Source organism: Bradyrhizobium erythrophlei, assembly GCF_042430365.1.
GTDB lineage: Bacteria > Pseudomonadota > Alphaproteobacteria > Rhizobiales > Xanthobacteraceae > Bradyrhizobium > Bradyrhizobium erythrophlei.
The window spans coordinates 1-14,359 of the sequence record NZ_JBHMET010000226.1 but is presented as its reverse complement, the minus strand read 5'-3'; the positions used below and the strand labels follow the sequence as shown (position 1 = coordinate 14,359).

Genomic DNA, 14,359 nt, shown 5'->3' with positions numbered 1-14,359 from the left:
GTCTGGAGCATGACCGCTTCCTCCAGCGTAAGGAGCCAATTCAGCATATATTGTGATCTACTCCCCTAAAACACCCCCGGTTTTGAGTAGAGTCCGTTCTGCGGGGAGACCCTATCAGACGTTGTCGAATCGACATGCCCGGCTTGATGCCCTAAGGGCCGCGGTTTCAGTATTTCTCTTCTTCGACCGTCAGTGGTTTCCAGTGCGTCGGTGGCTCCGCACTGATTACGCGGTTTTCGATGCCCGGGATGCGCGTGTTGGCAGACCAGGACTGACTGCTCTTGTGCCAAAATCCTTCGACATCGCTCGCCCAGTTGTCATTGTGCAGCAGAACGAACACCCCGTCTCTAGGTGCGGTGCTGATGTCCCGCCATTCGCTCATTGTGTGGGTCCTTTGCTTGATTCCCTTTAGCTAATGCCTCACAGCACGGCTTCAAGCGTATCGCGCTCCTCACGTCTGAGCAGTGCCGGTGTCGCAGTCGAGCCCCACTTCATAGGCCTGGAGGAGGCGGTCGCCGGCAAGCAGCGCGACCGGCCCAACCATAGGCGTCCGCGTTTTTACACAACATGGGTCAAACGCGACCTGTCCCGCCGGTCCTATCCACCCCTCCACTTCCGCTTCACCCCGTTAGCGACCGAGATCGCGCGGCGGCGCAATATGTCGCGATGGGCATCAGCCGACTTGGCAGCGTGAATTTGTGATGTCCGCTATTCCGGCTGTCGCGACCACACCGGTATTTTGCTGTCGGTTGACGAGTGAACGCCCCAACACCGATTGCAATGGCGCTCGCGGCCTCTTAGCCTTGTCGAGAAAACAACGGGGGAGGATAGAGCATGGAAATCCAGGCCTTCGGCTATCTCGGCGTCGGCGCGTCGAACCTCGATGATTGGGCCGCGTTCGCCACATCAAACGTTGGCATGCAGGCCGTGGACCGCGCCAGCTCGATGCGTGCCTTCCGTATGGACGACCGCAAACAGCGCCTGTTCATCGACCGGGCCATTGAGCCGGGCGCTCAGGTCTTCGGCTGGGAAGTCGCCAATGCCGCGACTCTTGACTCGCTCGCTGCCCGCCTCGAAGCCGCCGGCGTTGCCGTGAAGCGCGAACCCGCAGCGCTGGCCGACCAGCGCTGTGTGACGGACCTGATCTCCTTTGCTGATCCCGCCGGCAATCGTTTGGAAGCCTTCCACGGCGCCCAGGTCGCTGACACGGTCTTTAAGCCTGGCCGCGACGTCTCCGGCTTCCGTACCGGCCCACAAGGCATGGGCCACACCCTTCTGACATTCCCCGACATCGATGCCGCCCTGGCCTTCTACAAGGACCTGCTGGGGTTTCGCATCAGCGACTTCATGGTTGCCCCGCTGAAGGCCTACTTCATGCATGTCAACGCACGCCACCACAGCGTGGCTCTCGTGGCCGCGCCAGTGCGCAGCATGCATCACCTGCTCGTCGAGTACTATCAGCTCGACGATGTCGGCCAGGGCTACGATCTGCTGCAGAGCACCCCGCAGCAAATCGTCGCCACACTCGGCCGCCATCCCAACGACCTCATGACGTCGTATTACATGCGCACCCCGTCGGATATCTACGTGGAATGCGGCTGGGGCGGCAGGGAGGTCGACGACGTAACGCCGCCCGTGGAGATGACCAACCTCGGCAGCTTCTGGGGCCACAAGGGCCTGTTCGAGGACATCGGCGCGCCCACCCCACGTGCTGAGACGCGCCGCGCCCCTGTTCAGGTGATGGAAGGCAACTACGAACGCATGGCTGGCACCTGTCCGTGGTGGGATGCGATGCGCGGCAAGACCCGCTAACGCCGTTATCGGCGCTGAAAGTATTGCCGGACCTCGATGTCTCAGTCGGGTCACGAGGGTGGCGCTGAACCGAGCGTTTAGCTATCGGAACGATCGATCAAGACGGTTCTCGTTTCGTCAACGTGGCGCGTATCCATCACATCTTCCCAAAGAAATGGTGCGAAGATCGAAGGATCAAGCCGGCCGTATACGATTCAATCATCAATAAGACACCGCTTGCATACAGGACTAATCGTATAATTGGCGGAGCAGCGCCCTCTCTTTATCTCGCCAAATTGGAGCGCGGCGATAACGACACCCCGCCGATTCCGGCGCAAAACCTGGACGGGTATTTGCACTCTCACCTGATCAATCCAGCGCTACTCAGAGCCGATCAGTTCGATGCTTTCATGACGGATAGGCAGGAGCATCTGCTAACCCTTATCGAGAAGGCAACCGGACAGGCCGCCCTCCGCGGCGCAACAGCTGAAGAGCAGGAAGACGAAGTGGAGACTGATTCGGAAGCGGCCGAAGCCGAACTGACAATCGCAGCAACCTGAGTCGGTTGTACCTTTAATTACTGGGCTGAGGCCAAGGAGAAGTGGGCGGCTCGGGGGGCGAGATCCTAAGTCGGCGCACCGCATCCTTGTGGGAAATCTACGGCGGTGCTTGAACGCGGATTGTCGCAAGTGGATTTCGCTGCGGCAGCCAGCACACGGCAGGCGCCGGTGAGCGCCATCGAAGTCGGCACGGCAAACCTGGCTTGGCCTCGCTGGCGGAGCTCCGGCAGCGACTAACGCGATAGAGCGCCCTCGCCGCAACACTGTTGGCGGGCCGCTGACACCTCCCCTTAACGATCTGTTAACGATTTCCTTTTGGGGGAGCCCCATCTGCGCGGCACACGTCTCGCGCGCGCGACGACCCCCGGCCTGTCCATGCATCCCGGTGGGTCAAATTCGATCGCGCGCCGGCGGTGAGTACCCGACGCGGCTAGAGCAACGCGACCGACCTTGGTCGCGTCAGCTACAGCCAGCGAGGGAAGTATGAAAAACCGCGATCTGTACGCGGAAGTCTCGGCACGCATCATTGCCGAGCTGGAAACCGTGCGATGGAATCCGATACGATGAAGCTCAGTGAGGAGCTCCGACGGCCTGGTGGTTGTGGAAGCACGCAACACCCAGAACAGGTCCGCGATTGGCGGCATAGGTCGAGCTGTGCCCTCCGAAGGCAAAGGTCACACGTTCGAATCGTGTCGGGTGCGCCAATTTTTGCCTTATCTAACAATTCGATAGTGCGGGCTTCCACGGAAACTTAGACGCTGTGATATCTGCGCGAGTAAGCATGGGAAGAAAATCCGGCTCGGATTGTTGGATCTGATGTATCGCAGGCGTGGGCTCCCTCCGATGATCCCGATGGCGCGGACTGTCTTGGCTGGGAACGGCGCACTGCTGCTCATGATGGTCTCCGTGCGTCTTGAAAGTTACGGCAAGGTTCCGCGTTGCGTCGCGGCCGGGCCAGCGAATAGAGCCGGGATGCCGTCAGTTTGCTGCGTCGAGCATCGCGGTCAGCCGGTCGCGTATGATGCTCTGGGCGCCCGTCATGATCCGGTCGACGAGCTCCCTGACCGAGGGAATGTCGTGGATCAAACCGGCGACCATGCCGCAGCTCCACGCACCGGCGTCCATGTCGCCGTCGATCATCCCTTTCGGATAGACCCCGGCGACGTGATCGTGGATATCCTCGATAATCAGCATTGCGCCTTTGGATCGCTCGATCTCCGTCAGTTCCGCGACGCTCGCGTTGTTCAGAACACGCTCGGTGTTCCTCAGGGAACGCATGATCAGGCGCGTATCGAGCTCGGTCGCCTCGACGATCGCCCGCTTCACGTTCTCATGCACAGGCGCTTCCCGCGTGGCGACGAAACGGGTCCCAAGATTGATGGCGTCGGCCCCTAGCGAAAGGGCCGCGACCAGGCTGCGCGCGTCGGCCATTCCGCCGGACGCCACGAACGGAATCCTCAACTCCTCGGCCGCCCGCGGTAGGAGGATCATGTTTGGCACGTCATCCTCGCCGGGATGCCCGCCGCATTCGAAGCCGTCGACGCTGACCGCGTCGCAACCGATGCGTTCCGCCTTTAGGGCGTGCCGCACCGAGGTGCATTTGTGAATGACCTTGATGCTCGCCTGCTTGAGCGCTGGCAGGTAGGCTTCCGGGCTCCGTCCGGCGGTCTCGACGATTTTGACCCCTCCTTCGATGATCGCCGCGATGTATTCGGGATAGGGAGGAGCGTTGAACATGGGAAGAAACGTCAGGTTCACGCCGAACGGCTTGTCTGTCATGTCCTTGCAGCGGGCGATTTCCTTCGCGAGAAGTTCGGGGCTCCGCTGCGTCAGTCCCGTGATGACGCCAAGACCGCCGGCGTTCGACACTGCACTCGCCAATTCGGCCAGACCGACATAGTGCATTCCTCCCTGGATGATAGGATGTTCGATACCGAGAAGTTCGGTGATGCGCGTCTTCATCTACGGCTCCTGGAATGAATTGGGTAGCGGCTGTCTGTCCCTACGCCCGGACACGGGGCTCCGATCACCGTCCCGATATCCATTCGTCGTAGAAGTCCGGCATCGTCGACGCATTGGAGGAAAAGCTCGGCTGCGCCTTGTCGAGGAACGCCCGAATGCCGCGTTTGCCGTCCCCGATGCTTGTGTAGAACATCGCGAGAGACTCGACCTGGTGGGCCTTCAGCGGTTGATCGGCCGCCATGTTGCGCATCATCATCTGCCTTATGAGGGCGACCGACACCGGCGACCTGTCGGTGGTTATCTGACGCGCGAGCTCGAGGGCCGCGGCACGCAGTGCCTCGGGTTCGTGCAACGAGTGCAGAAGACCGCCCTCCAACGCTTCCTGGCCCGACAGGATCTGGCCGCTGTAGGTCCACTCGAGGGCGCGCTGCAACCCGACAAGGCGCGGCAAAAACCAGGACGAACAGGCCTCCGGCACGATGCCGAGGCGGCTGAAGACGAAGCCGATGCGGGCTCGGGGGGTGGCCAGACGGAAATCCATCGCGAGGGTCATAGTCGCGCCGATCCCGACGGCGGCGCCATCGATCGCCGCGATCACCGGCTTGCGGCAGGCATAGATGGCCAACGTCACACGCCCGCCGGTATCGCGCACGCCGTCTCTGACGGCCGGATCGTCCAGGCGAACGCGCATATCCTCGAGTCCGGGGCGCAGCGTCTCGTCCAGGCCGAAGACGTTTCCCTCGCGACGAAGGTCCATCCCCGCGCAGAACGTGTTTCCCGCTCCCGTGACGACAATCGCGCGCGTCGCGTCGTCATCGTTCGCCAAGGTGAATAGATCGATGAGCTCGCTCGCCATCTTCACCGTGAAGGCGTTCAGAAATTCGGGGCGGTTGAGACGAACGACGAGAATGCCCCCGTCCTCGCGCTCAAGATCCAGCGTCACATACCTCGCTGACCCAGGCAGGGTCTGAGCATGCACCAAGTTCTTCTCCTATCTCGGACTGACGAAGGGCCGCCGCTTTTCGGATCCCTTGCTCGGCAGAGGCAAGCTATCGAGCGCGCGCACTATCCAATGGCGCGAGTCGCCCGGATCGATGACTCCATCGATTTCCAGCAAAGAGGCCATGTTGGTCGCCTTGCCCTTCGCGTAGAGCTCGGCGACGTGGCTCTCGAATTGCCGTCGGCGCTCGGCCTCGTCACCGATCGCGGCCAGTTCCTTCCGGTACGCGAGGTTCACGGCACCCTCTATGCCCATGCCGCCGAACTCGCCCGTCGGCCAGGAAACCATGAAGAACGGTGCCGACGTGCTGCCGCCCGCCATGGCCTGGCCGCCGAGGCCGTAGCCCTTGCGCAGCACGATCGTCAGCAGAGGAACGCTGATGTTAGCGGCGCCGACGAACATCCTCGACACCCGTCGGACCAACGCAGTCTTCTCGGCCTCGGGCCCAACCATGAAGCCCGGCGTGTCGCAAAGCGAGACGACCGGAAGCGCGTAAGCTTCGCACAATTCGAGGAAGCGCGCGGCCTTGTCCGCCGCCTCGGCGTCGATGGCGCCTCCCAGATGGCGCGGATTGTTGGCGAAGAGGCCCACTGCGCGACCTTCGATACGCACAAGAGCCGTGATGATGCCGACGCCGTAGGACGACCGCAGTTCGAGCACAGATCCGTCATCCGCGAGAAGTTCGATGACTTGTCTGACGTCGTAGGCCCGGGCACGGTTTTCCGGCACGGTCGCACGAAGCAGGCGTTGATCCCTGCACGACCATTCGGACAGCCGACCTTGGAAGTAGGACATGTAGCGCCTGGCCGCGAAAACGGCCTCGCGTTCGTCTTCGACCAGAAGATCGAAGACGCCGTTGGCCGTCTGGACCTGCGCTGGCCCGACCTCCTCCGGAGCGAAGGTGCCCAGGCCGCCTCCTTCGATCATCGCCGGGCCGCCCATGCCGATGTTCGCGTTCTTGGTGCCGATGATGACGTCGCAGCATCCGGCGAATGCGGCGTTCCCCGCGAAGCAACGTCCTGACACGATGGCGACCGAGGGCGCCTTGCCGCTGAGGCCGGCCAGCAACTTGAACGAGGGCATGTCCAGGCCGGCGACGCCCATGTAGTCGGTCTCGCCCGGCCGCCCGCCGCCGCCCTCGGCGAAGATGACGATGGGCAGATTCCAGTCGTCGCATATGTGCAGCAGCCGGTCGGTCTTCTTGTGCCCCATGAACCCCTGGGTGCCGGCGAATACGGTGTAGTCGTACGCCAGGACGGCGCAGCCAGTCCCGGTCTTGAACAGGTCTCCGTTGATTGTCCCGATTCCCGCGACTAGGCCGTCGGCCGGGCTGATTTCGCGCAATGCCTCCACCGATCGGCGTCGCCGCTGCGCCGCGAGGGCAAGCGCGCCGTACTCCATGAAGCTACCCGCGTCGCAGAGGTCGTCGATGTTTTCGCGCGCTGTGCGCTGCCCGGTGCGCCGACGCCGCGCGACCGCTTCCGGACGTCGCTCATCGCTGATCTCGGCATGGCGCTCCATGACTTCGAGGAGATCCGGACGGATCGCCGTCGGATCGGCCTTCTTCTCCTCGACCAGATCGGCCTCGGCGCCGTCTCCGGGGGCAATGAACAGAAGCGGCTGATCGACGAACGCCGTCCCTCCGACCGTGCCGGTCTTGAGCAACACGGTTCCGGCCACGCCGGCGTGGACCGCGTGCTCCATCTTCATCGCTTCCACGATCGCGACCGTCGTGTTCGGCCGGACGGCGTCGCCCTCTTCAACCATGTAGGCGATCAGGCGGCCCGTGAGCGGCGACGGAACCGAATGCGACCCTGCCGGCTGCGGAACGCTGGCCGCGCTTTCGGCGGAGGCGCCGTTGGCGACGCTCGCGAACATCTTCGGATGCGTCCGTCCGCTTTCGATCAAGCCTTGCGCGTTTCTTTCAATGAAGCCGGTATCGAATTCGCCGCGGCGGATGCGTTCGTCGCCGATCAAGGTCTGCAGGAAAGGCAGATTCGTCTCGACACCCTCGATGCGGAATTCGCAGGAAGCGCGATAGGTCCGCTCCAAGGCTCTCGGAAGATCTGCCGCATCCGTGTGGACGATCAGCTTCGTCAAAAGGGAGTCGTAGAGAGGGCTGGTCGCATAGCCGGCATAGCCGAGCGTTTCGACGCGTACGCCTCGCCCGGTGGGCGGTTCGAAGGCCGTCAGCACGCCGCCGGTCGGGATGGCGCCGCCGTCCGGGTTCACGCGCTCCATGTTGATGCGCAATTCGACGGCGTAACCTGCGGGCTTGCGGATATTCTCCTGTGCCAGGCCGAGGGACCTCAACGACGCGCCGGCGGCCAACTGAATCTGGGCCTTCACCAGGTCGATTCCGAGCACCTCTTCGGTCACCGTGTGCTCGACTTGGATGCGCGGATTGGCCTCCATGAATACGAAGCGGCCTTGCTGAGCCGCTTGGCTGCCGAGCAGAAATTCGAACGTGCATAGCGTGTGGAGATTGCCCGCCTTCGCGAGCGCGACGGCTGCTTTGGTGAGCTGGCCGCGGATGTCGGCATTGAGGCCGGGCGCAGGCGCGACCTCCACCAGTTTCTGATAGCGACGTTGTAGGCTACACTCGCGCTCATAGAGGTGAATCACATCTCCCCGGACATCGGCAGCTATCTGCACTTCGATGTGACGGCCCTGAACGATCAGCTCCTCGACGTAGACGCCTCCGGATCCGAACGCCACCATCGCCTCCGAGGTAGCTCGCGCATACGCCTCCGCCAGTTCGGCTTCGCAGCGGACCGGACGCATGCCACGGCCCCCGCCTCCGGCGACGGCCTTGATCATGACCGCGCCGCCGGCCCCCAGCGATTTCAGGAAATCGCGCGCCTCTTCGAGAGTCGTGGCCCGCTGGGTGCCGCGCGCGAGAGGAATGCCCACTTCCTGCGCCAGCCGACGAGACGCGCCCTTATCCCCGAACAGATCGAGAGCTTCGGGCTTGGGACCGATGAAGACGATCCCGGCGGCCACGCATGCACGCGCCAGCTCGGCACTTTCCGACAGAAATCCGTAACCGGGATGGATCGCGTCGCAGCCGGATTCGGTCGCCGCGCGCACGATCTCCGAAATGTCGAGATAGGCGGCGGCACCCTCGCCCGCGATCTGCCGGCAATCGTCGGCACGACGCACATGAAGTGCCTTCAAATCGTCCGCCGGGAAGATGGCGACGGTGGCGATCCCAAGTTCCGCGGCGGCCCGCGCCACTCTGATGGCTATCTCGCCCCGGTTGGCGATCAACATTTTCCGGAAGATGGCGTGGGACACGTCTAGGACCTTGTTCTCTTTGATCATGAGAGCTTGCCGCGCCGCACTCGGAAGCCAGCCGCCTCGCGGTCCCAGGCATCGGGAGTCACCCCCTCTTCACGCAGGCGGTGCTTCTCTACCTTGCCGGTCGGTGTCTTCGGCAGGCCTGCGGTATGCCGGATGTAGCGCGGCACCATGAAATGAGGCAGACGATCCTGCAGGAAGGACAGCAGATCGTCGTTGGCTATCGTCGCGCCGGGTTTGGGCGTCAACACCGCCAATACCTCTTCTTCGCCGAGCTCGCTCGGCACGCCGATGACCGCCGCCTCCAGGACCGCCGGATGTGCCAGCAGTTCAGCCTCGACCTCGAAGGACGAGACGTTTTCGCCGCGCCGGCGAATGGCGTCCTTGACCCGATCGACGAAGAAGTAGTTGCCCTCCGCGTCGCATCGGAAGGCGTCGCCGGTATGAAACCAGCCGTTGCGCCACGCCTTCGCGGTCGCCTCGGGCATCTTGTGGTAGCCGTGCGACAACGTCCAAGGCCGGTCGGAACGGAGGATCAGTTCGCCGACTTCACCGGTCGACACCTCGCAATCGTTCTCGTCGACGATCCGTACTTCCAGGCCGGGTCGCACGCGCCCGCATGATCCGCGCGCCGTCGGATTGTCGTCCGATCTGATCGGGCATGAGACCTCACTCATGTTGAAGACCGTGTAGACGGAGAAACCGAAGCGATCGCGCAGCAGGCGCGCGTCCTCGCTGAGCGGCACCACCATCACCCTGCGCAGTCCGTGATCGCGATCCGCGGCGGTCTCGGGCTGGCGCAACAGGAACGTCGCCATGGATCCCAGCAGACAGGCGGCGCTGGCTTCGAGCGCCCTGCAGGATTCGAAGAACGTCCCGGTGCGGAATTCGCGCAGGACCGCGATCGATCCACCGCGTCCGATCGCGCCCGTCACGAAAAGGGTGCCGCCCACATGGAATAAGGGCAGGTTGATCACCCAGCGATCGTTGCCGGTCGTGCTTTCGGTGCATTCCATTCCCATCGTGAAGAGATGAAGATAGCTCGACAGCACACCTTTCGATGGTCCGGTCGTGCCGGACGTGTAGCAGATCGACTGGACGTCCCATGGCTTGATCCCCTCCACCGGAAGATCGGCCGCTGCGTCGTCCTGCAACTCGCTCCTCGAACGCAGGCGAAGGCCCGCGGCTGCGAACCTTTCGGGATCCCTAAGATCGTCCAAGTCCGTGAAGACCGTCGTCAGTCGGGTGAACGGCGCGCAGTCAATGAGAAGCGGCGCCAGCTCCGGATGACAGAGGATCACGCTTGCGTCTGAATTCTCCACGACATGCCGCAGCAGCGATCCGCGATATGCTGTGTTGATGCCGACAAAGACCGCCCCGAGCATGTTGATACCGAACCAGGCCGCGAGCGACCTGGTCCCGTTGGGCTCCCACACCAGCACGCTTTCGTGACGTTCGACGCCTGCCCGGCGCAGGCCCGAGCCGACGCGACGGGCTTGATCGGCCGTGTCGCGATACGTCCAGATCAAGCCGTCGTCGAAGACGGCGAACGTCTCGTGCCCGCGCTCGCGCTCGGCGCGCGCCAGCAGGTAGGGCAAAATGGACGCATCGTCGGCGGAGGCTTCCGCCCTGTTTGCCCGCTGCATTCGACTTCCTCCAATGTGCGAACTTGACCCCGGATCCTTGGCGGCGCGCCGATCCTCGTTGGATCAGTTGCTCTCCAACTTGCAGCCGCCCTCGGCGAGCGGGCGGAACGCATCTTCGCCCCGGACGGTCGACAGGAGTTTGTAGTACTCCCACGGCCGCTTCGACTCCTGCGGCGCCTTGACTTGGAAGAGATACATGTCGCGGAGAACGCGACCGTCCTCTCGGATCTTCACGTCGGCGCTCATGAAATCGTTGATCGGCATCGACCGCATTTCCTTCGCCACTGCGATCGCTTCCAGTGTTCCGACCGCCTCCACCGACTTGAGGTAGTGGGTCACGGCGCTATAGACGCCCGCCTGGATCATGTTCGGCTTCTTGCGGGCCCTCGCTTCGAACCGGGTCGAGAAGTTCCGCGTCGCGTCATTCATGTCCCAGTAGAAGGACTCCGCGACCAACGTCCCCGCGGCCGCCTTCAGACCGAGGCCGTGGATCTGATTCAGCAGCAAGAGCAAGCCGCCGATCCGCTGCCCGCGGTCGGCCACGCCGAATTCCGCCGCTTGCTTGATGGCGTTGAGGGCGTCGTCGCCGGAGTTGGCGAGGCCGATGATCTTCGCGCCGGAAGACTGCGCTTGCAGAATGTAGGACGAGAAGTCCGGCGAATTCAGGGGATGGCGAACGTGTCCGATGACCTTTCCACCGGCGCGTTCGATGAATGCCGTTGCGTCGCGCTCGAGAGCGTGGCCGAAGGTGTAATCGCTGGTCAGGAAGAACCAAGTGTCGGCACCCTGCGCGACCAGCGCTTTGGCGAGCGTGTTCGCAAGGGCATAGGTGTCGTAGGTCCAATGGAAGCCGAAAGGAGAGCACGCCTTCCCAGTCAGGTCCGAGCTGGCGGGTCCGGAAAACACCGCGATGCGTTTTTTCTGTCTCGCGACTTCCTGGATGGCCAAGGCGGCTCCCGAGGAGCCACCGTCGAAGATGGCGCTCACGTCGTCGACATCGATCCAGCGGCGGGCAATCGTGCTCGCAAGTTCTGCCTTGTTGCCGTGATCGGCGCTCAGAAGCTTGATGGGCCGGCCGAGCACGCTGCCGCCGAAATCGTCGATGGCCATCTGAGCGGCGATGACCGAGCCTTCACCCGTGACGTCCGAAAACACGCCGGACTGATCGTTCAGGACGCCGAGGGTGACCGGCGCGTCTGCTGCTCGAAGCGACGACATAGGAGCAAGTGAAACGGAAAGTGCTGTAAGAAACGCTGATAGATAGCATCGGATCGTAACCGACATGGGATGTCCTTTCGACCATAGAAAATCGTTAGATGCATAACGGACAAAGGCGTGCCGTGGCGCTGTCGTCGGACAGCGCTGTTGTTCGCATCCGAGTAATGAGAAAGTAGCGCTCCGCTGCAGGCGCGCCGCGCAACATGAATTCGAGCTATTCCGTCTTCTTCATCATTTCATCCTCCCCCGATCGATCTCATGCGACGAACGGGCGTCGCGCTACGGAAACCGTGGCGTGTCGCGGTTCGTCCCGACCGCCTTCTTTGGGCGGTGCGGTCGCCTCGACCCTTCGAGATCGAGGCTTGCGTTCGGAGACGAAATCTCGGTCTCGCACGTCGGCACCCTGTCCCAGCCGGTCTTGCGAGTCAATAGAAAATGAAACTACTTTCATTTTTCTCTGCTGACGACGCCAGGTTTCGCCGCTATATGCTGAACATGCCGAAGACGAAGGTGAAGACAGCTACGCCCGCCCCGCCGCTTTCGAAGCGCGCGCAGAACCGCGAAAGGACCCGAGATGCCTTGATGGAGGCGACCGCCCTCATCATCGCGGAAAGCGGCTTTTCGGCGGCCACGATCAGCCGCATCACCGATCGCGCCGGCATCGCGCTCGGCACCTTCTACAATTACTTCGATAGTCCTGAGGTGATCTTCGCCGAGCTCGTCGTCGACTACGGTCGAAGACTACGCGACTCGGTGCGGGCCGCTCTGCCGGACAGCGACGACTTCTTCGTGCGCGAGGAAGCCGCTTTCTCGGCGTGGTTCCGCTTCCTGCATCAGCATCCGTTCTTTCTCAAGGTGCTCAACGAGGCCGAGATCTTCAGCCCCAAGGCTTTCGAGGCCTACTTCGAAGCCATCACCCAGGGCTATCGCAACGTGCTGGTTCAGGCCGGCGCCGCCGGTCAGATCAGGCGGCTCAACGCGCTGGAAATAGAAGCGATCACGCTCATGTTGATGGCGCAGCGCAGCTTTTACGGCTTGCGTCTGAATAGCGCTATCGATCGGAAGGGAAACATCGACAAGCGGATCGTCGCGATCTATCTGGATCTGCTGCGCCGCGTTCTTCTTCCTTGAGGGCTACCTTCGGGATAGGGCGAGATCGGCCCGGCCGCGCAAGCCCGCAAACTCCTCGGCGCGGGAGCTTCATGACCACGATGTCAGAAGCGAAATCAGCAACAAACATGAAATCATTTTCATTTTTGTTGACATCCTGGTTTTCCATGGGGCATAGGTGACGCAGTCAAGGGAACGGACGGCGGAGGCCGGTCTGTCTTCTGGATATCCGGATTGGAAAAGCAGTGTCCGAAAAGGCGGTCATCGTAGTCGATCGGGGCATTCCGCTCGGCCTCTTGGCCAATGCCGTCGCCGTCGTCTCGTTTTCGCTGGGGCAAGCGGTGCATCGGCTCTGCGGAGACGAGATAAGGGACGCCAGCGGCAACGCGTACAGGGGCGTCATTCGCATTCCCCTCCCTATTCTGGCGGCGTCCCCCGAGCGAATGCTTCAGATACGTGATGCCGTTCGAAAAAAGGATTTCGAAGAGGTCGTGGCAATCGATTTTACCGAACAGGCCCAACGCCCCCAGACCTACGATACCTATAGCGAGCTGATGGCCCGCACGGCTGGCGACGACATCGTGTACCGGGCTCTGGCGCTCTGCGGATCTCGGAAGCTAATCGAGAAATTGACTGGCAATCTCCCGCTCCTGAGGTAGCCGTCATGTCAAAATCTGGATCATAATCGGAACCGGGCCTCCGTTCCGACTCATGGTCCCAGTGATGGCAAAATGCGGCGTTACGATGCGCTCTCCTTGAGCGCTTGGACGATCCGCCCGCTCCCCGTCAATTCCACCACAATCACTTCACCGGTCGCTACCGCTTCCTTGATCGGCTCCGCTTTCATCGCCGCTTCCACAAAGCCCTGTTCAGCAAGGTCCTGGCGAAGCCGGCGACGCCAAGTGTAAATCAGACCCGTCGAAATATCGTGATCCCGCGCAACCTACGCCACACACGATCCCGACGCAAAGGCCTCCGCAACAATCCGGCACCGCTCATCCTCGCTCCAACGCCGCCGCCGTTCCGGCCCCGTAAGCACCGAAATCTGACCCATCAATCGCTCTTAAGCTAGCTCTTAAGCACGTGCTTATGAGTGCTCAATCCGCCTCTCAGAACAAGGCGGCCTTCATCGTAGGCGTACGATGCTGGGGTTCTTCATCAACTTGGTTGCGGCGACTGGATTTGAACGTACGTGAACTCAGCGAGCGCTGAGAATCCAGCGAGCGCGCGCAGGTTCATCATGTCGTCGGTCATCGGTGGTTCCTCGAATCAGGTTGGTGTCGCAACCCGAACCTTACCGACGAATCATCGGTGACCACCCGCAAAGCCGCTCGCTCGCTACGGCGCTATTGGGGGGCGCGCTTCGCGAGCGGCTTCGCTCCAGCTACACCACCAGCTGGGACACGACCTCGCAGGTGGGTGCTCTCCTCTTATCAACTCGGATTGCGTCGAGCGCGGATGCGCGGATGTCCACAACGGACCTTGGAACGCTTGCTCAGATTTGCCCTCAATGGATTTTTCTGGATCTCCCGGTGCACACGTCGCGCACACGCCGCCTTCTAACTATTTGAAAAACCTAAACTCTTGGTCCAATCCATCATTGGTCAAACTTGAGCGACTCAAAGCAGCACAAGAACGGCTTGATGCGGATTTAACAAAGCTGATCACACCGAAGGGTGTTGCGAAGGGCAGTCACCGGAAAATGATCCCTGTGAGCTGGTCCCGATTGTCTGAACAGAATCTCCGCGTCGATAAGTGGAGCGTCTGCCGGG

Annotated in this window: 11 protein-coding genes; 5 read left to right on the top strand and 6 right to left on the bottom strand. The window is 62.0% G+C overall.

Going from position 1 to position 14,359, the window contains the following annotated elements:
* Positions 1-166: 166 nt before the first annotated feature.
* Entirely contained in the window at positions 167-382 is a 216-nt protein-coding gene (locus ACFFWD_RS32375; RefSeq protein ID WP_376971418.1) for a hypothetical protein, read from the bottom strand.
* A 452-nt stretch (positions 383-834) separates the two neighbouring features.
* Between ACFFWD_RS32375 and ACFFWD_RS32370 the strand changes: the two genes are divergently transcribed.
* Both ACFFWD_RS32370 and ACFFWD_RS32365 read left to right on the top strand, forming a co-directional pair.
* Positions 835-1,812, top strand: coding sequence for a VOC family protein (locus tag ACFFWD_RS32370; protein ID WP_376972359.1), 978 nt, complete (start codon positions 835-837; stop codon positions 1,810-1,812).
* 122 nt (positions 1,813-1,934) lie between these two features.
* Complete coding sequence (locus ACFFWD_RS32365) at positions 1,935-2,351, top strand: hypothetical protein (RefSeq protein WP_376972357.1); 417 nt, start codon at positions 1,935-1,937, stop codon at positions 2,349-2,351.
* A gap of 978 nt (positions 2,352-3,329) precedes the next feature.
* Here the strand turns inward: ACFFWD_RS32365 and ACFFWD_RS32360 are convergent.
* The 5 genes from ACFFWD_RS32360 to ACFFWD_RS32340 form a co-directional block, all read right to left on the bottom strand.
* Complete coding sequence (locus tag ACFFWD_RS32360; RefSeq protein ID WP_376972355.1) at positions 3,330-4,313, bottom strand: NAD(P)H-dependent flavin oxidoreductase; 984 nt, start codon at positions 4,311-4,313, stop codon at positions 3,330-3,332.
* Positions 4,314-4,377: 64 nt separating this feature from the next.
* The gene (locus ACFFWD_RS32355; protein WP_376972361.1) at positions 4,378-5,256 is read right to left on the bottom strand and encodes a crotonase/enoyl-CoA hydratase family protein; all 879 of its coding nucleotides are present in this window, start codon (positions 5,254-5,256) and stop codon (positions 4,378-4,380) included.
* A gap of 48 nt (positions 5,257-5,304) precedes the next feature.
* Positions 5,305-8,637 (bottom strand): carboxyl transferase domain-containing protein, encoded by a 3,333-nt coding sequence (locus tag ACFFWD_RS32350; RefSeq protein WP_376972353.1) that lies wholly within the window; start codon positions 8,635-8,637, stop codon positions 5,305-5,307.
* Complete coding sequence (locus ACFFWD_RS32345; RefSeq protein ID WP_376972351.1) at positions 8,634-10,259, bottom strand: AMP-binding protein; 1,626 nt, start codon at positions 10,257-10,259, stop codon at positions 8,634-8,636. Before ACFFWD_RS32345 ends, ACFFWD_RS32350 begins: the two co-directional genes overlap by 4 nt.
* Before the next feature lie 63 nt (positions 10,260-10,322).
* Complete coding sequence (locus ACFFWD_RS32340) at positions 10,323-11,477, bottom strand: ABC transporter substrate-binding protein (protein WP_376972349.1); 1,155 nt, start codon at positions 11,475-11,477, stop codon at positions 10,323-10,325.
* A gap of 582 nt (positions 11,478-12,059) precedes the next feature.
* Here ACFFWD_RS32340 and ACFFWD_RS32335 point away from each other — a divergent pair.
* The 3 genes from ACFFWD_RS32335 to ACFFWD_RS32325 form a co-directional block, all read left to right on the top strand.
* The gene (locus ACFFWD_RS32335; RefSeq protein ID WP_376972347.1) at positions 12,060-12,608 is read left to right on the top strand and encodes a TetR/AcrR family transcriptional regulator; all 549 of its coding nucleotides are present in this window, start codon (positions 12,060-12,062) and stop codon (positions 12,606-12,608) included.
* A gap of 224 nt (positions 12,609-12,832) precedes the next feature.
* Positions 12,833-13,246 (top strand): DUF2000 domain-containing protein, encoded by a 414-nt coding sequence (locus tag ACFFWD_RS32330; protein WP_376972345.1) that lies wholly within the window; start codon positions 12,833-12,835, stop codon positions 13,244-13,246.
* An 851-nt stretch (positions 13,247-14,097) separates the two neighbouring features.
* Positions 14,098-14,359, top strand: a 262-nt coding sequence (locus ACFFWD_RS32325) for a hypothetical protein (protein WP_376972343.1), incomplete at its 3' end; no start/stop codon positions are given.

Bases quoted from the DNA above. Each gene is read 5' to 3' on its own strand.
- ACFFWD_RS32360 (WP_376972355.1), bottom strand. From the start codon at position 4,313: ATGAAGACGCGCATCACCGAACTTCTCGGTATCGAACATCCTATCATC.
- ACFFWD_RS32370 (WP_376972359.1), top strand. From the start codon at position 835: ATGGAAATCCAGGCCTTCGGCTATCTCGGCGTCGGCGCGTCGAACCTC.
- ACFFWD_RS32345 (WP_376972351.1), bottom strand. From the start codon at position 10,259: ATGCAGCGGGCAAACAGGGCGGAAGCCTCCGCCGACGATGCGTCCATT.
- ACFFWD_RS32340 (WP_376972349.1), bottom strand. From the start codon at position 11,477: ATGTCGTCGCTTCGAGCAGCAGACGCGCCGGTCACCCTCGGCGTCCTG.
- ACFFWD_RS32335 (WP_376972347.1), top strand. From the start codon at position 12,060: ATGGAGGCGACCGCCCTCATCATCGCGGAAAGCGGCTTTTCGGCGGCC.
- ACFFWD_RS32350 (WP_376972353.1), bottom strand. From the start codon at position 8,637: ATGATCAAAGAGAACAAGGTCCTAGACGTGTCCCACGCCATCTTCCGG.
- ACFFWD_RS32375 (WP_376971418.1), bottom strand. From the start codon at position 382: ATGAGCGAATGGCGGGACATCAGCACCGCACCTAGAGACGGGGTGTTC.